The organism is Solwaraspora sp. WMMD792, assembly GCF_029626105.1.
Classification (GTDB): domain Bacteria; phylum Actinomycetota; class Actinomycetes; order Mycobacteriales; family Micromonosporaceae; genus Micromonospora_E.
The window spans coordinates 4,354,770-4,377,551 of record NZ_JARUBH010000009.1; the positions used below are offsets into that span (position 1 = coordinate 4,354,770).

Annotated in this window: 17 protein-coding genes; 6 read left to right on the forward strand and 11 right to left on the reverse strand. The window is 66.3% G+C overall.

The window, feature by feature from the left end; translation table 11 throughout:
* Positions 1-3 precede the first annotated feature (3 nt).
* The 7 genes from O7629_RS20410 to O7629_RS20440 all read right to left on the reverse strand — a co-directional run bounded on the left by O7629_RS20410 (position 4) and on the right by O7629_RS20440 (position 5,481).
* Positions 4-273, reverse strand: a complete 270-nt coding sequence (locus O7629_RS20410) for a hypothetical protein (RefSeq protein WP_278171063.1) — start codon at positions 271-273, stop codon at positions 4-6.
* Positions 270-1,937, reverse strand: coding sequence for an FtsK/SpoIIIE domain-containing protein (locus O7629_RS20415; RefSeq protein ID WP_278171064.1), 1,668 nt, complete (start codon positions 1,935-1,937; stop codon positions 270-272). Before O7629_RS20415 ends, O7629_RS20410 begins: the two co-directional genes overlap by 4 nt.
* 331 nt (positions 1,938-2,268) lie before the next feature.
* Positions 2,269-2,688, reverse strand: coding sequence for a transcriptional regulator (locus tag O7629_RS20420; protein ID WP_278171065.1), 420 nt, complete (start codon positions 2,686-2,688; stop codon positions 2,269-2,271).
* 249 nt (positions 2,689-2,937) lie between these two features.
* The gene (locus O7629_RS20425) at positions 2,938-3,702 is read right to left on the reverse strand and encodes a glycosyltransferase family A protein (RefSeq protein ID WP_278171066.1); all 765 of its coding nucleotides are present in this window, start codon (positions 3,700-3,702) and stop codon (positions 2,938-2,940) included.
* Positions 3,690-4,502 carry a GntR family transcriptional regulator gene (locus tag O7629_RS20430; RefSeq protein WP_278171067.1) on the reverse strand — a complete coding sequence of 271 codons (813 nt, stop codon included), beginning with the start codon at positions 4,500-4,502 and terminating at the stop codon, positions 3,690-3,692. The genes O7629_RS20425 and O7629_RS20430 overlap by 13 nt, the downstream gene beginning before the upstream one ends.
* 107 nt (positions 4,503-4,609) lie before the next feature.
* Complete coding sequence (locus tag O7629_RS20435) at positions 4,610-4,996, reverse strand: hypothetical protein (protein WP_278171068.1); 387 nt, start codon at positions 4,994-4,996, stop codon at positions 4,610-4,612.
* Positions 4,997-5,118: 122 nt separating this feature from the next.
* The gene (locus tag O7629_RS20440; protein ID WP_278171069.1) at positions 5,119-5,481 is read right to left on the reverse strand and encodes a hypothetical protein; all 363 of its coding nucleotides are present in this window, start codon (positions 5,479-5,481) and stop codon (positions 5,119-5,121) included.
* A gap of 543 nt (positions 5,482-6,024) precedes the next feature.
* Here O7629_RS20440 and O7629_RS20445 point away from each other — a divergent pair.
* Positions 6,025-6,822, forward strand: coding sequence for a GntR family transcriptional regulator (locus O7629_RS20445; RefSeq protein ID WP_278171070.1), 798 nt, complete (start codon positions 6,025-6,027; stop codon positions 6,820-6,822).
* A 26-nt stretch (positions 6,823-6,848) separates the two neighbouring features.
* Entirely contained in the window at positions 6,849-9,839 is a 2,991-nt protein-coding gene (locus O7629_RS20450; RefSeq protein WP_278171071.1) for an NACHT domain-containing protein, read from the forward strand.
* A gap of 279 nt (positions 9,840-10,118) precedes the next feature.
* Here O7629_RS20450 and O7629_RS20455 read toward each other — a convergent pair whose 3' ends face one another.
* Both O7629_RS20455 and O7629_RS20460 read right to left on the reverse strand, forming a co-directional pair.
* Complete coding sequence (locus O7629_RS20455; RefSeq protein ID WP_278171072.1) at positions 10,119-11,672, reverse strand: DUF3883 domain-containing protein; 1,554 nt, start codon at positions 11,670-11,672, stop codon at positions 10,119-10,121.
* Between the two features lie 97 nt (positions 11,673-11,769).
* Entirely contained in the window at positions 11,770-12,090 is a 321-nt protein-coding gene (locus O7629_RS20460; RefSeq protein ID WP_278171073.1) for a hypothetical protein, read from the reverse strand.
* A 376-nt stretch (positions 12,091-12,466) separates the two neighbouring features.
* Here O7629_RS20460 and O7629_RS20465 point away from each other — a divergent pair, with 376 nt between their 5' ends.
* Genes O7629_RS20465 through O7629_RS20475 form a run of 3 tightly spaced genes read left to right on the forward strand, consistent with a single transcriptional unit; the run spans position 12,467 to position 16,178 of the window.
* A complete protein-coding gene (locus O7629_RS20465) occupies positions 12,467-14,311 on the forward strand; it encodes an SCO2524 family protein (RefSeq protein WP_278171074.1) in 1,845 nt (614 codons plus the stop codon).
* The gene (locus O7629_RS20470; protein WP_278171075.1) at positions 14,311-15,234 is read left to right on the forward strand and encodes an SCO2523 family variant P-loop protein; all 924 of its coding nucleotides are present in this window, start codon (positions 14,311-14,313) and stop codon (positions 15,232-15,234) included. Before O7629_RS20465 ends, O7629_RS20470 begins: the two co-directional genes overlap by 1 nt.
* Positions 15,234-16,178: an SCO2522 family protein gene (locus tag O7629_RS20475; protein WP_278171076.1), complete on the forward strand. Its 945-nt coding sequence runs from the start codon at positions 15,234-15,236 to the stop codon at positions 16,176-16,178. The genes O7629_RS20470 and O7629_RS20475 overlap by 1 nt, the downstream gene beginning before the upstream one ends.
* Here the strand turns inward: O7629_RS20475 and O7629_RS20480 are convergent.
* Both O7629_RS20480 and O7629_RS20485 read right to left on the reverse strand, forming a co-directional pair.
* Positions 16,171-20,601 carry a HEAT repeat domain-containing protein gene (locus tag O7629_RS20480; RefSeq protein ID WP_278171077.1) on the reverse strand — a complete coding sequence of 1,477 codons (4,431 nt, stop codon included), beginning with the start codon at positions 20,599-20,601 and terminating at the stop codon, positions 16,171-16,173. The genes O7629_RS20475 and O7629_RS20480 overlap by 8 nt on opposite strands.
* A gap of 73 nt (positions 20,602-20,674) precedes the next feature.
* Positions 20,675-21,619: an FAD-dependent oxidoreductase gene (locus tag O7629_RS20485; RefSeq protein ID WP_278171078.1), complete on the reverse strand. Its 945-nt coding sequence runs from the start codon at positions 21,617-21,619 to the stop codon at positions 20,675-20,677.
* 191 nt (positions 21,620-21,810) lie between these two features.
* On the opposite strand from O7629_RS20485, the gene O7629_RS20490 reads away from it, so the two are divergent.
* On the forward strand, positions 21,811-22,758 hold the full coding sequence (locus O7629_RS20490) for an SCO2521 family protein (RefSeq protein ID WP_278171079.1): 948 nt from the start codon (positions 21,811-21,813) through the stop codon (positions 22,756-22,758).
* The last annotated feature ends 24 nt before the right edge of the window (positions 22,759-22,782 follow it).

The following is a 22,782-nucleotide window of genomic DNA, read 5'->3' on the forward strand; positions in this document are numbered from 1 at the left end:
GGGTTACCTCCCTGTCGGGTGGATGGTGGTGCGGATGTGGTCGGGTGGGTCGCCGAGGGAGGCGACCGCTTCGGACAGGCAGCGCCACAGCGCCCACGCCTCACCGGGGGTCAGGTAGACCCGTCGCCGGCCGCCACCGATGGCGACATACAGCGGGTACGGGTCGGGCCGGTCGGTGTCGACCCGCACGGAGACGGCTGTTCCGCGTCCGCCGTCGGGGGTGGGGGTCCGCAGCCGGTAGAAGCGCCGCCCCGACGTCTGCGTCTCGCTCACCGGGAACCACCCCCGTTGTTCGGGGTGTCGGTGTCGCCCTGGTCGTGCCGGAGGATGTTGAGTAGCGAGTCAGGTAGCAGCGGCCCGGATGGCTTACGAGGCAGCGGAATTCGCCGGGTCGACGCGGCAGCCTGTTCCGGTTCGGGGGCGGTTTCCCGGCCGACCTGGGCGAGGATGTCCGCAGCGGCCACCGGTGCCGCGTATTCGGCCGCCATGGTTTTGATGTCGGTGTCGGTGAGGTAGGAGAACCGGACCCGGACCGGGTCGGGGGTGCCGTCCAGCAGGACGTAGCCGACGCCTTTGGCCCACGACGGCATCTGATCCGCCAACGCACCCCGTGTCCGTGCGCCGTCGCCCAACACCATGTCGACCTGCGACGCCTCGGTCAGCCCGAGCGCGATCCGGGTGGGGAACAGGTCCCGGAACGGCAGCACCTCCTTGCGCGGGTCCTGCAACGCGGCCACGACCAGGACGCCGACGCCGGCACCCTGGGACAGCAGCAGCCCCAACGAGGCGGCGATCCGCTTGCGCAGGTCGACGTCTTGCAGGTACGCGGTCAGGGCCGCCATCTCGTCGATCACCACGACAACGAGGGGGTCATCGGTCGTGGGTGTGTGGACCCGTACCGTGCCGGCAAGACGCGCCTGCCGCTCCCGCAGCACCGCGACCGCTTCGTCTAGCAGATCGGCCATGGCGTCGAAGGAGGTGGAGGCGAACCGGGCGAACATCGGACGGCCGAACGCGAATTCCATCCCGCCCTTGGGGTCGATCACCCACAGCCGGACCAGCCCGGACGCCACCCCACCCGCCAGGGACCGCACGAGGGACCAGAGAACGGAGCCTTTCCCGCGTCGGGTCGCCCCACCGATCAGCACATGCGTCGCCAACAGCCGCAGGTGCCAGGTCCGCAGGTCTTCCCGCACGGCCAGCGGGAGCGCGGTGAAGTCCGGCACCGTCGGCACCAGGAACGGCGGAACCGTCCGGCGTAGGGCGTCGGTGCGGACCAGCACGATGTAGACCACGTCGGGCCGGTCGCGGAACCGGTAGGCGTCGACCTGACGCAGCAGCCAGCCCACCCAGCCGCCGCCACGCACGGGAAGTTCATCGGGTCGTTCGGTGTACACCCGTGCGTGCCGCCGGCCGAACGCATAGGCAAGCTGCTCGGTCGCGCGTTGGAAGTCGGCGGGGGTCTGGCCGCGCAGCATCCGCACCGACAACACGTCAAGGGCCTGGTCACAGTGCACGGCGAGGAGCTGCGGTAGCACGGTCTGGTGTTGGTAGACCCGCGACAGGTCGCACATGGTCATCGCTTCGCGCCACACCCGCCGGTACACGACGGTGTGCCGCCACCGGCCGAGCAGCGGACCGCCGCACCACGCCCACCAGGACGATTCGTGCCGCCACCGCCACACCGCCGACCCCAACCCCGCCAGCACAACCGGCGTCACCAGGCCGGCAATGCCGTAGTCGATGTACACAGCGACCGTGATCACCGAAACCGTGAGGATGCGCGGATGTTTGAGACACCACCACAGGCCCCGACCCGACCAGCGGACCAGCAGACCGAGCACGACCGCCCACCAGGGCAGCCGCAACCGCCGAGGCCGGACCACAAGCAGGTCACCGGAAACGGTGGTGACGACCTCACCACGCGGACGCCCCATCACCGGCCACCCCCGACGACGGGGAGGAAACGGCCGCGAGCGTCGCGCAACCTTGGGAACGGCAACACCAGCTGACCGGCGCACAACCCACACCGGGCCGCATCCCCGCCAACCGTCGCGGCGTTGTCGGTGTCGCCCTGGGCGTCGGTCGGGGTGGTGGTGAACATGTTCTTGCAGTCGGCACAGCGGATCCGCGCCCGATTCTGGGCGCGCTTAACCTGGGACACGTCGGAACCTCACCGAATCTGAAGAAGGAAGAGGAGGAGGGGAAGACACCAAGGGGTGGGGCTGCCGTCCGCCAAGACCAGACAGCCCCACCCCGAACCGAGCACTACGAACCCGTGGCCGCCCGCGCCTTACCGGTGCCGTTGCTCGCCAGGCCAGCCGGGGCGCGCATCCCCGACGCCCGCAACGAGTACGCCATCCGCCCGTTGCTCGCCACGTACGGCGTGACCGTCATGTCGTCGAACTCCACCGCCTCGAACGGCACCCCCGTCGGCGGAACCGGCTGGTAGTCCGCCGAGATCTTCACCGTCGTCTCCCGCGACCGCTTCCCCAACTCCGGATCCAGGTCCATCACCCGGACCTGCCACACCCGCTGACCCGTCAGCTTGTCCTTCGCCGGCGACCGCCGACCTGTCTTCTCGTCGTAGTCCTCGACCTCACCCAACGACTCGGGCACCAACGCGCACCCCGCCGGGAACACGTCCGAACACCGGACCGAGAACCTCGTTCCGCCTCGCAGAGCCATCTCTGCAACTCCCAACTTGTAGTAACGTCTGCCAACCGGCAGGACCAAAGGTAGGGACTACTTGGCAGACATGTCAACAAGTCTCGGAAAGTGGTCCGGTATACCCCGAATGACCCTTGCGAACAGCGGCACAACCGCGCCGGAGCTCTGTTACCGGGGCGGACGGACGTCGACGAGCACGGGAAGACGTCGACGGGCACGCAAAGAGGCCCCACCGGTCGGCTGTGGACCAGGCGAGGCGGGTGCCGGTTAGGAAAGGGTGACCGTGGCGTTCAGCTTGGCCAGCGCCCGTACCCGTGCGTCGATAATCCGCATCCGGGCCGCGTGTTCGGCCGGTTCGCGGTGCGCGGCCTGGCTGGTGACCTGACCGGGCCACTTGCGGTACAGCAGGCCGGTTTCGGCGTGAAAGAAGCCGCCGGTGATGGTGCTCGCGGCCAGGAGAAGGCCGGTGTCCTCGGACGCGGGCAGGGCCATCCAGCCGCCCAGGGCGAACAGCACATCCGTGCGCAGACACAGCGTCGCCGGATGCACCGGTGCCCGGTAGTTGTTGGCGAGCCAGAACGCGTGCACGTCACCGCAGGCGATCGGCCCGGCGGGCGGGTCGGAGTCGAAGCCGACCGTGGACCCGTCCGGCAGCAGATCCAGCACCCGCGACGTCGTCCACCCAACCGACGGGTGCGCGGTCAGGGTGGCGATGTCCCGGGCGAGGACACCCGGGGTGAGTTGGTCATCGGCGTCGAGGACCTTCACCAACGGCCCGTCGACCCGTTCCATCGCCAGCGTCCGGGCGACACCGGGGCCGCCGGGTCGGCCGACACCGACCGAGATACGCGGGTCGTCGGGCAGGGCGTCGGCAACGGCCCCGGTACGTCCGTCCTCCTGGACCAGCCACCGCCACCCCCAGCCGTCCGGCATCTGCTGGGCGGCCAGGGAGGCGTAGGCATCGGCGAGATAGCCGATACTCGGCAGGTGCACCGGCGTGATGACCGAAACGACCTGGGTCAAGCAGGCCACCGCGCAAGCGAGTTCGAGTACACCAACTCGGTGCGGTCACCGGGCATGACGACGTCAGCGACCTCCACCACCCGCCCGCCGATGTCCACCGACGTCTTCCGCACCGTCAGCACGGACACGCCCGGATCGATGTCGAGGAGTTCGGCCTCATCCGGCGACGGCGGCCTAGCGCGGATCTCATCCACGATCCGATCGAGTTCGATCCCGACCGTGTACAGCTGATGCTGCGTACCACCCGGCCACGGCTCCTTGCCCGCGTCGAGCAGGTCCGGGTTCCCGGCGATCAACGCCACCGGCAGGAACGAGTACGACACCGACAACGGAGCCGACTCCGTGCGCGTCGTCGTCCAGTACACCCGACGCAGCAACTCCGTGCCCGCCTCGACGCCGAACGCGGCGGCCATTTCGGCATCGGCCGGTACGCGGGTGTACTCGGCGTGGAACTTCAGATCATCGACCGTCAGACCGGTGTCATGCTCCGTGCCGCCCGTCGCCCGCCGTTCCGCCTCCGACAGCAGGACGCGGTCCTTCTCCCACTGGTAGCGCTCCGTGTTGCGCCGCCGGACCCGCTGACGAGGAGCCCGCACATACGTGCCCCGCCCTTGTTCGGCGCGGACCAGACCCCACTCCCGCAGCTGCCGGATCGCGTTACGGACACTCGTACGCGACAGGCCCGACGAGTCGGCCAGCTCGGTTTCCGACGGCATCAACGTGCCCGGCGGCATGTCCCCGGACAGGATCTGACCTCGCAACTGCTCAGCGAGTTGCAGATACCGGGGTCGCCAGTCCTTGGCCGTCACACCGGCAACGCTACCCCCTAGACGTTCATACGTCTGCCAGGTGGTCGGCGCTCCCGGACGGTCCGCCCACACCCGGCCCCGCACCACCCGGCGCGTGATCCGCTGGGTCATGGTCCGATCACCAGCGGCTCCATATCGGCCGGCACCAGCACCGTATAGACCGGGCCGCCGGACTCCTGCCGCACCGACAACAACGCCGCCGTCGGGAACTCCGGAACCTCGTCGGTGTCGACGACCAGGACCACACCACCGAACAGCAGCACTCGCATTCCCGGCTCCAACCGCGACGCCCGCCGGAACGCCAACCCCTCCACCGGCACGCTCGGACGGGTGAACGCATGCAGCAGCCGGGTCGCCTGATTGATGCCGCCGAGGAACCGCGCCGCCGGACCCGCCTGCAGCAACACCGTCTGCGTCGACGCGTACCGGGTGACGTCCACCTTCACCCGCACGTCCAACACGGCCCCGTGATCGGCGATCACATCCGCACTCACCCACCCCGTGCGCTCCGTCCCCGCCGTCACCACGCCGGCCCGGTGCATCCGGTCACGCGGACCACACCCCGCACACCACACCGGACACAACACCAGCCCACCCGGCCGAACGTCCTCCCCGTTCACGACCCCGCCACCCCACCCCGGCCGCCGCCGTTGTCGGCATCAAGGGCCGCGTCCGCCTGGGCCAGCAGTACGCCCAACGCGTCGACGAGCTTGCGCACCTCGGTCAGCCGCAACTCAGCACACCCGGACCCCATCCCCGGAGCAGCCGCATGCACCGCCACCAGAGGCGGCAACCGGTCACCACCGATCAGATACGCGACCACCCCGCCGCCCGCTACACCCGGCGTGCCCGCCTGCCACAACCGCGACCGATGCCGCCGCACCATGTGCGCGAACAACGGAGGCACCACATGCCCACACCGCTCCCGCGCACACCACGCCGGATGCTCCACCCCCTCCGGCCCGCCGGTCGAGATCACCGCGACCACCGCCCACCAGCAGCCCGGAACCGCTGACCTACCGTCAACAACGGCGCACCCACCACCAGCGGAGACACCTGCGTCGGCTCCACCGCCCACCCAGGAACGACACGGGCCACCGCCCGCACCTCAACGGCCGGGCCGGTCCGACGTCGACGACGCCACCAGGCCACCAGACGCGAAGTCCTCATCATCAGCACCTCCCACGCTGACAGGAGACCGGCGACCCCGCACGCAACCGGGGGGAAACGCACAGAGCCGCCGGCCCCACCGCGAGATACGGCGCACCGCCCGGCGGGCGGAGTCGGGTCACGCCGCACCCCGACCAGGACGCGCACCACCCGCACCCCCACCACTGGAGGCGCAGACAGACAGTGCGCGAGACGTGTGGCCGGGACACCGAACGCAGCCAACCCCTTGATCACGAGCGGCTAACCCGACCACACACAGGGAAACGTACCTACAAGTGGACCTGTTGTCCAGACGTAGAAACGAGCAGCCAGACGGCACTTGACTACACAACAGACAGGTAACGTGGCACGAGTGCCAACCCCGCACTACGGAACACCCCGCTACCGCCGCGTAGCCGACCAACTCCGCGACCGCATCACCAGCGGCGCCATACCACCCGGCGCACTCCTACCCTCTGAAGTCGCGCTCGCGAAAGAGTTCAACGTCGCACGCGGCACCATCCGCGCCGCCATCAACGCCCTACGACAAGACGGACTCGTCACCACCGAACACGGCCGAGGTACATACGCTCAACCCGCAGTCGCCCTTCCGAACCCGGCAAGCCGGCAAATCACCACTAACTGCCGCCAGGACGAGACGAAACCGCGTGGAGGTGGCGAACAGATTGTCACGCTACTCGACAGAGAGCACGTTTCAACCCGAGATGTCATCGCCGTCGAAGCCACCTACGAGGATGTACCCGCCAGTCCTCACCTTGCGGCCTTGCTTGGTTGCGAACCCGGAACCCCGCTGCTGGAGCGCCGCTTCTTATTCAAGACCGATGGCCATGCCCACCACTTAACAACGACCTACAATCTCCTTGATCTCGTCGCCGGCACACCCATAGCCGATCCCGCCAACGAACAAGGCCAGAGTGACGAAGCGAGCATATTATTCGCGCACGGAATTAGAGTCACACACGTAGATCTACGAGTCACCGCCCGAATGCCCGATCGGACCGAAATCGAGGCCCTCAATTTCGATCACCAGACTCCAGTGGTAGTAATTGAACGGAGAATATTCAGAGAGCAGGAAGTAGTCGGAATTTCACAAGACCTGCTATCTGCACATGTCGCATTGAAAATCAGAATAGCATCGCAATATCAATAAGCAGCATACTTTCGATCGGAGTCGACGTGCCAATAGAAGGAAATATTATTGGTCTAATAACAAAATCCGCCACATTTATCTTCTCGCATATAGAAAGAACAGTAAAGCGAAAAATAGAAGAATCAGAGCAAGAATTTTTTAGAACCTACATAAATTCGGATCGAGTAAGCCAGTCAGTCGCGTTGCACTCAGTTTCTGAGCCAAACGATATCGACAAGACCGAGCTGGAGAACTTCCTATCGGGACCAACCGCGCGCGCGATAGTACGAGAATTGCTAACCTCACACCTTGCGACAAGCGACTTCGACAGTCGACGACTTCGGGCGGCCTGGCAAATTAGCGCATGGTCAGAAATAAATCGAGTTCAAGCGTCAATCCTCAATCCATATCTGAATAAACTTTTCGACTGCATCGATGGGGAATCGCGCCGTCTATCTAGATTATTTGAGGAGAAATGTCCAAAAATCGCAGAAGACATCAGGAACGACGCAAAAATTGAACGGTTATCAAATATTCTAGAGTCAATGGAAAGGCACCTCTCATCCCTCCAGAGTATTAGCGCTGCCCAAATCGATAGCGAAGCAGATTTGATCGGCAAATACCGAAAGCAGGCAGCAAGGGCTCACGGATCTATCGAGCCTCCCGACTTCGAACGCCGAAGAAGACTGCACTACTCGACAATATACGTGAGCCCAAAATTTGCCGAAAGCGGTCGTCGCGAGACGGAACTCAACCTAGAAGATCTGATAGAGGAAATTGATCGAACGGTAATCTTGGGCGACCCGGGCGGTGGAAAATCGACTGCAGCTAACGTCATAACCACGATCTTCGCAGCAACTCCTACCTACCAGATACCGTTTTTTGTGTTACTGCGGGACTTCGCAGGCGAAATGGGCGAAAAATCAATCATCGATTACTTAGCCCATCGATCATCGAGCCACTACCAGGTTGACCTATCCAGGGAGCTAATCCAGCGCCTTCTTGATACCGGCCGCGTGCTGGTAGTTTTCGATGGACTGGATGAGTTGCTCGATACGAGTCGCAGACGAGAGGTCGCGGACAGGGTCGAGCTTTTCTGCGCCAGGTACCCGTTATGCGCGGTGCTCGTGACGTCTCGCCTAGTTGGATACCAGCGCGCGCCCATGGATCCAAAGGAGTTTCGAGTTATCGAAATTTCACGGTTCGACGATCAAGATGTACAGCTGTATGCAGAAAAGTGGTTCTCGCAGGAAAATCTATCGAGTACCGAAAAGCAGTTGGTTATTTCCTCATTTGTTGAGGAAAGCAAGGTATCCCCAGACCTACGGTCAAACCCGCTGATGCTAGCCCTCCTATGCATCATCTATAGAGGAGAACACTTCATTCCGCGGAATAGACCGGCAGTATATGAGAAATGCGCCACGCTTCTATTCGATAAGTGGGATAGTAGCCGGCGCATCTACTCCAATCTTCAGGCCGGACACGCCGTGGATCCCGCGATGAAGTACCTAGCGTACTGGATGATGATGAACGATAGTGCGGGAGAAGGAGTCACAGAGCACCAGCTGGTCGATCGAACGACGACCTATCTTAAGGGATACCTGTTCGAAACCGATGACCAAGCACGCGAAGCCGCGCGGGAGTTTGTAGAGTTTTGCAGGGGCCGAGCTTGGGTCTTTAACGACGCAGGCACGACCGCAGACGGCGAAGTCCTATACAAGTTTACCCATCGTACATTTTTGGAGTACTTCGCGGCTTACCACATTACGCGGATAGGGGATTCACCCGAGCAGATCGCAGGCATGCTGGCACCCCACATCCTGCGGGAGGAGTGGGATATTGTCGCACAGCTTGCTACGCAAATCACCGATCGCCATAGCGAGAGAGGCGGCGAACGAATAGTTCGCTTCCTGCTTGCACAAATTGACATAGATAATTCTACACGAAGCGCACTAATTTCCTTCGTTTCCCGATGTCTTTCATTCTTGGTGCTTCCCCCGACGCAAGTACGACAAATAGTATCTGAAGCATATAGATTAATGACGGAATGCGTCTGGATTACACCCAAACCTTCAGGTTCCCCAAGCCCAAAGCAGGCGATGACCGCAATACTGGAAGCACTCACATCGCCAAACAATTCAACTATCCATGACGAGCTAACTTCCAGGATTAGAAACGACCTAAATTCAGAGGACACTTCGACAATAATGAGTGCTGCGGCATTCGCTTATATGGGCATAAGGGCAGCAAGGCCCCGCGGATCACGCATTGCATTCGACATAGTCGAACCATCGCTCACGAAGATCATCCGGGACCACCGAGTCAAAATTGAACAGGCCGCAACGATCAACCATAACCTCTATGCCGGACTCCTGCCTCTCGAGGAGTTCAACATTGCCGAACCCTTAGCCAAGCACGGAATTGATTGGCTATTCGCCGGCTTTGACTACCCCGGATGGAGAATAGGGGTAACCCCATGTGCAGGGCAGATCCTAAGAACAATGGCCGGCGCTAGACAGAATCGAAACAATATCTATTGGAGTCGAGTCGAGAAAATAAGCCAGTTTTTGCTTCAGCTCGACGACCCACCCTGGGGAAACGACCCAGAGATGGACCACACTCTGTCCCTGACATCCGCGATGATGGACATCAGAAGGGCGGCCGGCTCAGGCAATTCCGAGAGTTCGGGGGACCTGAGCCCAGACGAATTAAACGTTGGCGGAGTTATTCTCTTCTTTATGCTTGAAAGCTCGGACACGTGGTTGTCAAAAGAGTCTGTTCTGGAATCTGGTCTAGGCCGGCTACAGTTCCTTTTGCCACTTATAAAGGTAAGGCTTGGTCAAGCAGAGGGGCCATCCTTCACTAAAGCACTGGACGATTTATCATCAGTTTACTCATCGGAGAAATCCTCGATGCTGCCGCTATTAAGGCGCTGGGCTCGTCGAGAAGTTAATTTCTCGGCACATACCTCGGTTGCAGTTCCTCAGCAGAGGGACTCACCCGAAAGAGAGCGTGCAGACTCCCCAGTTGCCGAATAACCCTGTATTGAATCAAGGCGCCGCGCCGGGCGCGGCGCGCGGGCGGCAAGCCCGGCCGGCGGCAGGCCGCCCCGGACGCCTACGGCGCCGGGGCGGTAAGCCGCCGATTGCCGCCGGGACACCGCCCTTTTCGAACCAGAGGCACCGGCCCGACCAGGCCGTGACGGAAGCGACGTGGCTGGCCTGGTCGCGGGTCAGGGCTTCCGACTGCCGCGCCAGTCCAAGCCCGGGACTGGCTTGCCACCGACCACTCGGTGACGCCCGCGGACCGCGGCCCGGTCAGGTCATCAGCTCCGCGCCGGAGTCCGAAAGCTTGTAGCGGTAACGCGTGGGCTCCAGGTCCTCGTCCATAGGTGTCCATGCGACCCAGCGCCGCACGCGCCCGCCAGCCGTCGTGATCTCGCCACTCGGCCGACGTGCCCACTCGATCTGGTCCACCACGACCAGGTGCGTCACGGCCCCATGTGCGTGCCGTACCTCGTTCCGGGTCAGCTCTACCGTGTCCGCGAGACCCGACGAGCCCTTAACCTCAACGTGGACCTCTTCACCGTCCTTGGTGGCTCGGAGGTCGTACGACTCTCGGTCCCCCACGTCCTCGACAGTCCACCCCTTGTACAGGGCACCCGCCCGGCGCACCGCGTGCCGCTCCAGGGCACGACGAAGCAACGGATCGGCGACGTACCCGGAACCACTGGCCCGGCGCGACCGCCGCTTGCCAGGACCACCAGCGGGAATCGGTTCAACCTGCGGCACGCGGCGCCGCGGAATCGCCGCCAGCTCGGGAACCGCGTCCAGGATGACCGCGGGGAACTTCACAAGGTACGCCTGCATCACCCGAACCGGCCTGCTGTCGGAGAAGGCGAACGGAAAGTACAGCGGCCCAGAGTACGCCGCCTCCAGCCTCGCCCGGATCTCCCGAAGCGCTGCCTCCGCCCGCTGGAAGGCCACCTGATCAACCGGCGTCGGCAACGCCGTGTAGTCGGCCAGCTCATAGCGCCACGAGGGCTGAGGTCGTCCCACGGTAGGCCGCGCCTGCCCATACGAGCCACGGGCATGCCAGACCAACTCATCCTCGAACGGTCCATCCGCGGCAAACGAATAGCCGACGATTCCGGGCACCTGACGTTGCGTCTGGTGCCAGTGCAGCACCACATCCCCCGGCCGGAGCGCGGTTACCAGGGCATACGACCAGTTCTCGCGCCCACTGCCGTCGCGCTGGAGCGCTTGGACGTTGGCCCCGAGGTCATCCCGGTTGGTGATCTCCAGCCAGTAGCACTCAGCCGGATCAGTGCGCCACCACTCGTTGAGTCGTACCGTGCCCCGCTCGACGGACCCGCGAGACTGCGGCGGCACCGCGGACGACCGTCCGGAAGCAAGCGATACCGACGAGCCGGCGGCAAGGTCGGCGGACAGCCTGTGCACCTCACCCGGACTGTACCCAGGCACATGGAGTCGCAGGCGCAGCCGCTTGCGGTTGTTGCCCGCTTTGGGTGCGCCCGGTGGCTGACCGATACGGCCCTGCCGGCTCGTCAACTGGAGTCGCAGCGCCGCCAGGTCGTCAACGGCCGCCAAGGACACTGGCCCGTCCAGCAACCGCCGCTCAGTCTCGGGTAGATGGGCTGTCCGCTTCGAGTCGACCAGGGCGTCGACGAGCACCGCGCCGCGAGATCGCAGTCGGGCGAGGAGCAGTTCCAAAGCCGTGGTGTAGTCGGAGTTACGCGACGGCGCCAGACCGCCCCGCCCGCCCGCGCTCTCCAAGAGAAGCGCAAACGCTGGGCCGTCTAGCTCCACGACAAACTCAGCATTCAGCACACGGCCATCGTCATCGGTCATCCGCACGCCGTATAGCGTGCCACCCGCGTGCGACGCCAGTAGGGATCAAAATCGCCAGGGCACCTCAGGTTCGACCGGACGCAAGTACCACTCGCAGTCATAGGATCAAGTCCGCGCCGAGTAGGAACGGCGAGCCAGGTAGGTCCGGCTGCCAGCCGCGCACGAGCGCCTGGCGGATGGTTGTGGCGACCATCGCCGGGCGGACCGGCGTCGCTTCGGCGTGGACCCAGTTGCCGGGATGGGCGGACGCCACCCGTACGACGAGGATCGCGCGACCGGGCGGGTCGACCCGCTCAACCGCGAACGTCAGCGGCGCCCACGCCAGGGCCTGGCGGTAGGTCGGCTTCCGGCGAACCGTCCAGCGGTACCGGCAGCCGTCGACGACGATCGGCCGACTCCCCCGCTTGACGACCGCCACCGAACCCCCTCCGGTCTCCACAGGAGCGCCGCCGCCGTACAGCCATTCGTACAGCCAAGGCACCCGGCCGGGGCGGACGTTGGCCGACAGTCACGGACGGGCTGACCAGGGGCGGAAGCTCCCGGCCAGCCATCCATGATCTTCTTCTAATCCCAAGGTCGTAGGTTCGAACCCTACCGGGCGCGCCCAGTCAACCCAGGTCACGGCAGTTGATCGATGAGTGTTGCCAGCTCGGTCCCCACCCGCCAGCGATGACCGTTTGGCCCCCGCGTGTCGGCTTTGCGGAGGAAGTAGCTGGGTTGACTGGTGAGCCATTATAGAGGTTCCGGCACCACGTGGTTACGGCAGGTGAACTCGACGACAGCGGAGTGCGGCGGTGCGGATTCAGCCTCGGCAACACCTATTGGACATCTGGCGCGCAACCGCGAAGGCGTCCTGGCGCGACCGACAGTGGATGTGGGGCGGACGGGACGGGGCCAACTCGCTCAGCGACGCGGAGCAGTTGCTCTGCATCCTGCTGCCCGCGACCCAGCTACCGATCTTCGCCCTAGACCAGCCGGACACCACCAGCAACAGAGTCGCCGAAGCGCTGCGCGTGATCGGCGATGTCCACGTCATTCCGGCGACGCTGGTCCGCGTGCTCACCCAGTACTTCCGCCGCTACTCCGACGAGAACGGGCGGCCCACCTTCGCTGGCGGCAGCTACTTCAACGCCAGTTCCGGTGAAGCGCCAACGCCGGAGCAGGCAAGACTCGACATCGTCGACTCGTTCGCGGTGTCGGTCACCTTGTCGCTGGCGACGATCGGTTTCTCCCGGGTCTACCGGGAAACGCCGCAGCAGCCGGAGGATCTCCGCACCGAGATCCAGGCGCTCGAGGGCCTCGCCGCGGTGCGACTGACCGCGGCCATGGTGGGGCTGCTACGCAGTTTCGCCGTCTCCACCTTCCCTGTCGACTCGACCGAGGGCAGCACGCTGCTGCGGACGGTGAACCAGGAGAACAGCGACGAGGAGAAGCTGGCCCAGCGGCTCCGGGACGCCCTCCAGGAGACCACCGCCTCACTGGGTGAGGTCCTGATCGGCTCCGGCCAGGTCACCACGCTTCGGGAGCGCCCGAACGACCTGTACGAGTGTGGCTGGTCATGGGGCGTCATCAAGGACGCACCGGAGATCGAGGTCGAGGACAAGTCGATCGCCCCCAAGATCGAACAGCCGAAGGGCGTCGCGCAGAACGCGCCGTACCTCTACTTCACGGTGCTGGCGTTGGACGCGATCGAAGATCTCTTCTCCGAGCGCACCCGGGTGCTCAACCTGCTCAACGAGGAACAGCAGCGGCTGACCCGTGCGCTGCAGCTGCGCTGGGACCTCACCCGGCGGTACTGGGCGACCGTCGCGACGTTCGGCAACGGCGCGCGTTGGCCCATCGAGGACATCCCGTGGCGGACGACCGACCTCGACGAGTCCGACTATTACACTCTGCTCGTCACGTCCGCGGCGGTGAAGGGCCTCGCCCAGGAACGCGGCTCCGACGTACAACTGTCCCGGATCGGCGCGGTCCTGTCCGAACTGGCGCAACGCGCCCGGGTCACCCGACGCCCGGCCGGTTCCGACGACAGTGCCCAGGCGTTACACTCACCCGGTGTCGAGCTCACACTGGTGGGCAGCGAGATCGGCGGTGGCGAGCGGCTGCGCTGGCCGGTCAGTGAGTTCTCCTCGCTGCTCCTGCAACGCTCGGTGGTGATCGCGACGCTGATCCGCGACGTGGCACAGCGTGAGCGGATGTTGAACCTGGCCGATCAGGCCTGGGCGCACCTGGCGGTTCGTCGGCTGAGCAGTGACGTGCAGTTGTGGGACCAACCGGCTGAGGTCTTCCCGGGCGCCAAACGACACGAGAAGCCGTCCTGGTACTACACGGAGCGGGTGGTGCAGGCTCTGGTCAGCGCCGCCAAGCTGTTGATCCAGGAGCCGCTGGTCGATCCGGACCTGACCGAAATGGCGGCCGCGATGCTCGCCGAAGCCGAGCATCTGTACGACATGGAACTGATGAACGGCTCGGTACCCAGCAACGTGAACGAACTCGGCAAGACCCTCATCAAGATCCGAATGCACCTGGAGCGTGGCCGGCAGATGGCGCGTACCCGCCCCGGCACCACCGTCGCGCTGGCAAGCGAGTCACTCAGGCTGCTGGACGAACTGGCATCGGCCCGGCAGGAGAACGTCTGATGTTCGTCTTCGCGATGTCCGACAAGGGGGGCACCGGCCGGTCGGTCACCAGCATCAACGTGCTCTATCGAGCCGCGATGCGCGGCGACGACGTGTGTTATCTCGACTTCGACTTCGGATCGCCGACTGCTGGCGCGATCTTCGGAGTCAGCGGCGTCGAGCGCGGCACCGATGGCGGCAACGGACTACACCGGTACCTGCATGGCAAGGCGGTGGGCGAACTCAAGCGCATCGACATCTGGCGGGAGGCGCGCGGGTTGGGGGGCCGACCGGCCGGTGCCGGCCAGCTCACCCTGTTTCCCGGTGACGAGGGCGGCGGCGAGTTCGCCCGTCCGCCCTCGGGCGAGATGATCGACCGCTGCGCCGACCTGTTCCAGCGACTCAGCGAGGAGTTCAGCGTCTGCCTGATCGATCTCAGCGCGGGCCGGTCCATCGCCACCGAGTTGGCTCTCGCCGCCACGAACCGCCCACAGACGACTCGGATCCACAGCCAGTGGCTGGTCTTCCACCGGTGGACCCGGCAACATGTGATCGCGGCGGCCGGGCTGGCGTTCGGGGTCAACGGGCTGCTGGAGCAGGCCGAGGCACGGGGCCACGATCCGGCCGGCTTCAACCGACGAATCCGGTTCGTACGGACGGCGACCATCGACCCGGCAGTGCCCGCCCGGCTCACCGGCCTCAGCGCCACCCAGGTCGCCTGGCTACAGAAACGCAACCAGGAGCTCGACACGCTGGCCAGCACCAACGGCGTGGGCCGAAGCGTGAGACTCGGTACCGTACCGCTGGACCCGATGCTGCAATGGCAGGAGCAGCTGATTTCGGACGAGGACGTCGCGCGCGGAGTCGCAAACGGGGCGACACTGGAAGCGTTCGAAAACCTGGCCGAGCGCATCACGGACAAGTCAACCTGGGAGCAGTCCTGATGACGGTTACAGTGGCGTACGAGGAAAGCACGGCCGGGCCGCGCATGCAGCAGGCGGCGCTGGCACACGTCTCCGTCGAGCTGGGACACCTGTACGCTGAGGACTTCGAGCGCGGCCCCGACTATCTCACTGAGCACTTCGCCCAGGTACGGCCGTGGCTCGAGGTGGTCAGCGCGCAGCAGGTGGCGCGGACCGGCCGGCCGGCGCGGCTGAGCACCTGCTTTCTGATCGACGACTACTTCACCCCGTTCGGTAGCCCGCGCCAGGTCTTCGAGCAGTTGCAGAGCGCGGCAAGGGCCAGCGGCGTCCAGCTCGATCACATCGCCCGCGAGTCGGGGTGTGTCCTCGCCGATGGCGTCCGGTTGGCGGAACTGGTACTCGACAAACTGGTGTCGGAGCCGACCCCCAATACCACCGGTGCCCGGCCGCCGACCGCCGAGACCGGGTGGCTGGCAAACGGCCTACGGTCGGCCGGCACCGATCAGGCGATGTCGTTCGTGCCGTGGACACCGCCGCGGGAGAACGCACGGAACAGGCACTCGATCTTCGTCGACGTGGAGCTGTGGGACGACCAGGGCGAGGACCGGCGTTGGGCGTGCACCTACCTGGCGGCGGTCTGGCAGCTGGCCCGGCTGGGGGTTCTCCGCGACAAGGACGGCGACGTGGCGGTGCAGGCCTACAAGGTCGACGAACTGCCGGACCAGTGGGCGGACCTGCCGGCCGTCGTCCAGGTCAACCCGAAGGCGAATCCATTCACCGCCTACCGGACCTTCTCCATCCTCAACTCCCGGTATCTGCCGGTGGAACTTGCTGCCCGGATCGTGCTGGGCCAGGTCGCCATCGACGATCACATCGTGCTGCAGATTCTGGAGCGGGCCCGGCGGGAGGGCATCACCTTGGACAAGTCGACGGTCGGACGGATCGAGTACGCGTTCGTCAACTGATCCGGCCTGGAGCGACCGGATCGCCGAGATCGCCCGGACCCGTGTCGGGAAAGCGTTCGACCTCCGCCTCGCCGGTCCACACCAGGGTCGCCTCGATGACCCGACGCACGTCCGGCGGCTGCTCGCGCTGCAACGCCGCGGTCAGTGAATCGCGTACTGCCTGATCATGCCCGAGGCGGCGGCCGAGGATGTGTACGGCCACCGTACGAACTGGCCGCTCGCCGTCGGTCAGCAGCTGCAGCAGTAGCGCCCGGACGTCCGGTAGGTGCGCGGCGACGGCCACCGCAGCCAGGGCAACGCAGCGCAGCCGCAGGTCGCCGCCGGATGCGGCGACGGCCGACAGCCGCAGGCGGACCTCCCGGTTGGACTGGCACCAGGTCGCCAGCGACCGAGCCGCCGCGCAACGAATGTCCGCGTTCGGATCGGACAACCTGGTCAGCAGGAGGCCTGGCAGGTCCGGCCGGTCGGCGAACTGACGGACGGCCGCAGCGGCCACGGCCGTGACGACGTCCGGGTCCGGGTCCTCCCGCAGCCGGCCGCATACCACCTGGTACGCGCGGTCAACCACCGCGAACCGGTTGGCCAGCAGGGCCAGGGCGGCGGCGCGCAGCTCCGGATTCGCGTCGGCGGTTCGCAGCGCCACCACCTCGAACACGGCTTGGGCGGCGGAGACGTCGTCCATCCCCTTCATCAGATCAAGTACGGCCGCAGCGGCCAGGTCGAACACCTCGGCGTCAACGTCCCGGGCCAGGACGCGTAGCAACAGCGGGTGGTGCTCCGGTTCGAGCCCATCCTGCAGAATCCGGTTCAGCGCCGCCCAGCGGACCCTGGCCGACCTGTCGTCGTCAACCACATCGACGAGCAGCCGCCTGGCGTCACCGGTCAACTGCCGGTTCGGCAGGGCGGCCACGGCTGCGAGTCGTACGCCGGTGTCCGGGTCGGTGGTGGCGACAGCCGCGAATGCCTCGGCCTCACCCTGCTCGGCCAGGGCAGGCGTCAGCGCCCGTACGGCGGCGAGGCGCACGGCCGGCACCTGTTGCAGGTCGCGGGCGAGGGCCAGCACGGCCCCCCGCTGCCGGGGGTCCCGCATCAAGCCGACGGCCGATCCCGCCGCCAGCAGCGCGACCCGCACCCCGGGGTCGGGGTCGACGCGGACCAGCCCGATCAGATCGTCGGCGGTCGCCTCCTCGACGGGCAGGACCTCGACGACGACGGCGGCGAGGGCGGCACGGACCGCCTCGTCGGAATCGGCCCGCAGCCTGGACATGAGAATCTCGCGCACCTCGGCGGGTCGGTCGGCCAGCACCGCCTGCGCGGCCGCCCGGACCACCGTCGCGTCGGCATCGGTCGTGATCCGGCGCAGGAACAGGTCGGGTTGGGACACCGGGTCGACCTCACGGGCGAGAAGCTTGATGGCCGCCGCCCGGATCGCGGCGTCCGGGGCGTGCTCGGCCCGGTGGGCGAGTACGCCCCGCAGGGCGACCGCCAGGGGCGAGCGGGCGAGCAGGGGCGGGGCCGCCAGCAGCAGCACGTCGGCCTGGGTGTCCAGTTCACAGCGGTCGAAGAGGGCCTGTTCCACCCGGTCGCCCGGCTCGGTCAGGGCCGCCAGCAGCCGTACCACGGCGGCCCGGACGACGTGGCGGGCGTCGCTGGCGCAGCCGAGCAGCACCGGCAGCAGGCTGGGCTCGGCGTCAAGTTCCGCTCCGAGGTGCTGGACGGCGGCCAGTCGCACGTACGCGTACGGATCGTTGCGGGTTCGGTCGACGAGGACGTCGCGGACCCGCCTGAGCGCAGCGAACCGGCCGAGTGCCTCTACCGCAGTCAGTCGCACGACTGCCCGGCCGTCGCCGGTCGCGGCGGTGACGAGTTCGTCCAGTGCGGTCCGACCCGCGCTGGCGGCCGCTCCGGTCGCCTGTTCCCGGTCGGCGGCCTCGGCCAGGCCCTGCAGGGCGGCGTTGGCGATGCGGACGTCTCCCTGCGCGGCGATCGCCTCGCCCTGCCGGGTGGGCAGCTGGTCGGCTGGTCTGGCCAGGAAGCTGGCCAGCCGGGCGGCGTGGCCCGCCACCGCGTCGTCGATCCACCGGCCACGCCGGACGTACCAGGACAGGTAGGCTTCCCGGCCGGGCCAGGCCGGACCGATCACCGCGGCTGCCGGCAGGATCTCGTCCTCGATCAGCACTGCGGCCGCCGTGATCGCGTCGCGGGGTGGCCGCAGCCCGGGCAGCGCCTCCTCCAGATCTGTCTCCAGCAGCGGCGCGCACTGTTCCAGCAGGATCACCAACCGGCGCAGCAGGTGTTCGGCGGCGGGCACCCGGCCGATCCGGCGTACCTGGGACAGGCACTGCACCGCGAGGGCGAGGTTCCAGGGTAGCGGTGCGTTCTCGGTCACCAGCCAGTCCCCGTTGGTCCGAGCCAGTTGGTCGATCAGTTCTCCGTTGTCGGCCTCGCTGAGCTCGCCGGCGAGCAGCCGGAGGACCTCCCGCCAGGATGCCTCGGGCCAGTGTTGCCCGAAGACCTCCTTGACCCGCTCGAAGGACCAGGCGCGCTCGTGGCGGAACTTGTCGAGAATCGCGGCGGCGGCGAAGAACTCCAGGAACGTCCGGTGTACGAATCCGTACATGTGCGAGCCGTAGAGGCTCAGGATGAAATTCCGCTCGCGCAACTGGTCGATCATCCGCCCGGCTGTCTGGTGTGCGGTGGCGCGGTCGTGTTCGTACCGCTCCACCAGGTATTCGACGAACACCTGTACCAGGTCCTCGCGGGCGATGTAGCCGCCGCTCTGCCCTATGTTGCCGGTCTGCATCTCGAATGCCAGCCTGCGTAGTAGCTCCTGCTTGTCCTCGGCATCGAACTGGGCGACCTCGCCGGGTACCAGGTCCCGACTGACCTCCCAGTGCTCGACCAGCACGTCGGCGGCATGGTGGTAGAGCTTCCAGCGGTCACGCGGCAGCGCCTGGTGCCGATTGATGATTGCCAGAATGGTCAGCAGCATCGGATTGCCTGCCAGTTCCCGCAGCGGCCGGGAGCCGGTGATGTCGCGCATCAGGCCGGCGCTGCGTTGCGCCGCGTCGCGGGCGTCCTGGCCGAGCACCCCGATGAACCAGCGGGTCAGAAAAGTCCTGATCTGTCCAAGATCGAGGTCCTGCAGGGTGAAATGCGCGAAACCGGCGTTGGCCAGGGTGCGCCGGACGTTTCCGTGCGCCCGGGAGGTGTATTCCAGGATACGTGAGGTCACGATGACCCTGACCGTGCTGAACTGGGTCGAGAACGCCGCGATCTGCTCGGCCACCTCCTGTCGACGACGGCCGTCGAAGATCTCGTCGAGACCGTCGAAGATGACCACCGTGGGTGCCCCGGCGGCGAGATGGTCGTCCAGGGCCTGCGGGTGGAGAGCGAAGACGCCGGCCTCGTACCGGTACCCGAGGTAGCCGAGGAAGTTGGCGCACTTGCCCTCGGCGCGGATGGCCGCGTACATCCGGACCTCGACCACGATCGGCAGGCACTCCCGCAGCGGCGCCAGCCGCGGATCAGCCTGGCTGTCGGCAAGCTGCAGCGCGAGGTACCGCGCGACGGTCGACTTGCCGGCACCGGGATTGCCGAGCAGTACGGTCAGCCGGCGTTCCGGCTCGACCAGGACGTCGAAGACCGGCTGTCGTGGTTTGGCCCGGTACGCGTCGTGCAGCATCGCCATCGGCTCGGCGGCCACGTCCTCGGACCCGTCCGGGCCCCGCCCCGGGTCCGCGTCGGACAGCCGCGCCCACCACTCCCGGGGAAGTTCCACCGGCGGCGGATCGGCGCGCACACTCGGCTCGACGAAGACCGAGGAGAGGCTGACCCGCAGGGTGCCGGGGTCGTTCTGCGGTGGAGTGAGGGTGTCCAGGTCAAGGTTGCCCAGCTGGCTGCGGAGCTGGTCGAGGTAGCGTCGACGCGCCTGTGTGTCGAGCACCGGCACGGCCGGCGAAGCGTTCGCCAGATGTACGGCCAGCGCCGCCGTCGCCTTGGCCGCCAGGTCAGAAGAGTCCACGAACTTGCTGCACAGGTAGGCTCCCTCCAGACGTCTGCGGAGGGCGTCGACGCGGGACGCGTCGGGTTCCCGGTCGACGTACCGCCGTGGCCACCTCGCTTCCTCGTCGAGCAGGAAGATCAGGCAGGGCTTGCCGGCAGCGGCGGCGGCCTGGAACTCAAGTTCGGTGATCGAAGCGTTGTGCCCGGACGGGATGAAACCGTACCGCCAGGCGAAGATACCGAGGTAGATGTCGCAGCGACGGACATCGGCCAGACAGCGGTCGAGAGGGCGCCTCGGTTCAGCTACGTAGGACTCCATGGCGACGTCCTGCAGACCCAACCGGCGAATCGCCTCGGCAACCGCTTCGCGGCAGTCCACCAGGTCCTCATACGTCGCGGAGACATAGACCTTGGCCATCCGCAACTCCCCGGCAAGCGCCCACAGCGAGGTTCTACCGTAAACGCAACGCGCAAGGCGCGGTACCCCGTGTTCAGGCCGTGGCACCGACGAGTGCGAATGCCTCCTTTGCGCACGCCCAGGACAGGCTCACCCCGCTACCTCCGTGACCGTAATTGTGGATCAACCAGTCCTGCTCCCGTTCGACCCGAACACTGGGCCGCATCGGACGGAACCCGGCCCGCCACTCGAGAATTTCCGACCCGGCCAGCAACGGCTCGATCGCGGCGCACCGGGCGACGATGCGACGCAACGCGTCCGGACCGTTCACCGGCACGCTCTCCACGGTGCTCCCGAGCACCACCCGGTCCGGCCCATGCGGCACGAACCAGGTCAGCTCGGGTGCCTCGCCCGCTTCGGCAAAGAACGCGTCGAGGCCGGGATTGGTGACCACCACGACCCGACCGAGCAACGGGGTGACCGACGGGTCCGGCACCAGTTGCCGCGCGCCGCTGCCGGTACAGTTGACGACCAGGTCTGCGGCGGCCCGTAGTGCGGCGAGGTCGTCGACGTCGGCGACGGCCATCGTGCCACCGGCGGCGAGGAGCCGCCGGGCGAGGTACGTCGAGTAGACCGGCATGTCGACCGACGCCGTGGTGAAGCGCCAACCGCTGTGGTAGCCCGACGGCAGGTCCTCCGAGCGGCAGTACTCGAACCCGGGGAGGTCACAGAGCAGTGCGTTCGGCTGTGCCGGTCCCCGGGCGGCCTCGATCCCGGAGACCAGCCGCACCCCGGTCTGCACCGGGTCGGCGGCGAGTACGGCGAGTTCGGACAGAGTATCGGCAGCCCACCGCCCGCTGCGCGGATCGTCGGTGAGGTACGGCCCCCACATGGCGCCAGCGGCGCATGAGTCGGTGTTGGGTGGTAGCTCCCGGGCCAGTACCCGCACGGTCAGGCCGCGCTCAGCGAACCAGACGGCGGTCGTCAGACCGATCACTCCGGCGCCGACGATGCAGGCATCGACCACTCTAGAAGTCACTACTCGACATTATGGGGTCACGGCGTGCCAACACATCGCCCGCTTCGTCTCGCCCGACGGAACGGACCCCCGGAGAGGGTCCTATCCTGCGCACAGCGTGCTGTTCGGTCACCAGATGTCGTTAGTTGCAGAGACTGCGCGTCCGCCCCCAGGCGCCGGTGACCACGGCAGCCATCCACCACGGAGAAACAATGTTCACCTTCGGCGAAGTCCACACGGGGCTGCTACAGAACTCCACGCCGCTCACCACGGACCGGGCGGCCGAGGTGCTGAGCCCGTTGTGCGGCGCACAGTTACAGCGATTCGAGCGACCGATGCAACGGATCATAACTGCGGATCGCCCGATCGGCGTGGACTGCCGGCTTCCTGCTGCCTCCGGCGGAAACCCGCATGTTGTCGGTACCGTGCTGTGGCACGCCGGCATCACCGGGGGCCATCTCGCGCAGAGCAACGTGTTCGCGGCCGTGGTGCCGGCTGCGGAGCGGCGCCGGATGCCCTGGGAGCACTACACAGCCTTCCCCGGGCGCCTGGAGCTGCTCAGCGACGCCAAGCCCGAGGACCTGACACAGGGATACCTCCACGGTAGGAGTCGGCCCAACGATCTGGACACCACAGCGATCGCGACCCAAGCGTTCGACCGGTTGCAGAGGTCGCAGTTGCTGGACCGGCGACCCACGCTGCGTACCAGGCGCACCAGGCTGCGCTGGACGGCCACCGGCACCGGAAAGACGCCCCAGCCGATCACCGTGACGTTCCGGATGGTCTCAGAGGACCTGCGTACCGTCGACGTCAAGGTGGCCGACGAGTTCGTCCCGGGTGTCCTGGGGCTGTGCGAGGATCTGGCGCTGCACGACTGGCTGCTGACCACCGTGTCCCGGTTGCTCGAACTCACCCTCACCACCCGACTCGGTCCGGTCGAGAAGGCCGACCAGCTGCGTCCCGCGGTGGAGTACTTCCTGCACCTGTGGATGCCGGGAGCCCGGGTCGACGAGGTACTCAAGCCGGTATGGCAGGAACTGGACCGCCGCCCCGGTTTCAGCCGGCAGTGGGACACGTCGGTGGCGCGGGTACGCGACCAGATCAGCCTGGGCACGATCGAGTTGCTGAAGCTCACGCATGCACTGCGGCGAGATGCTTGAGCCGACGTTTCAGGCCGGGACGCC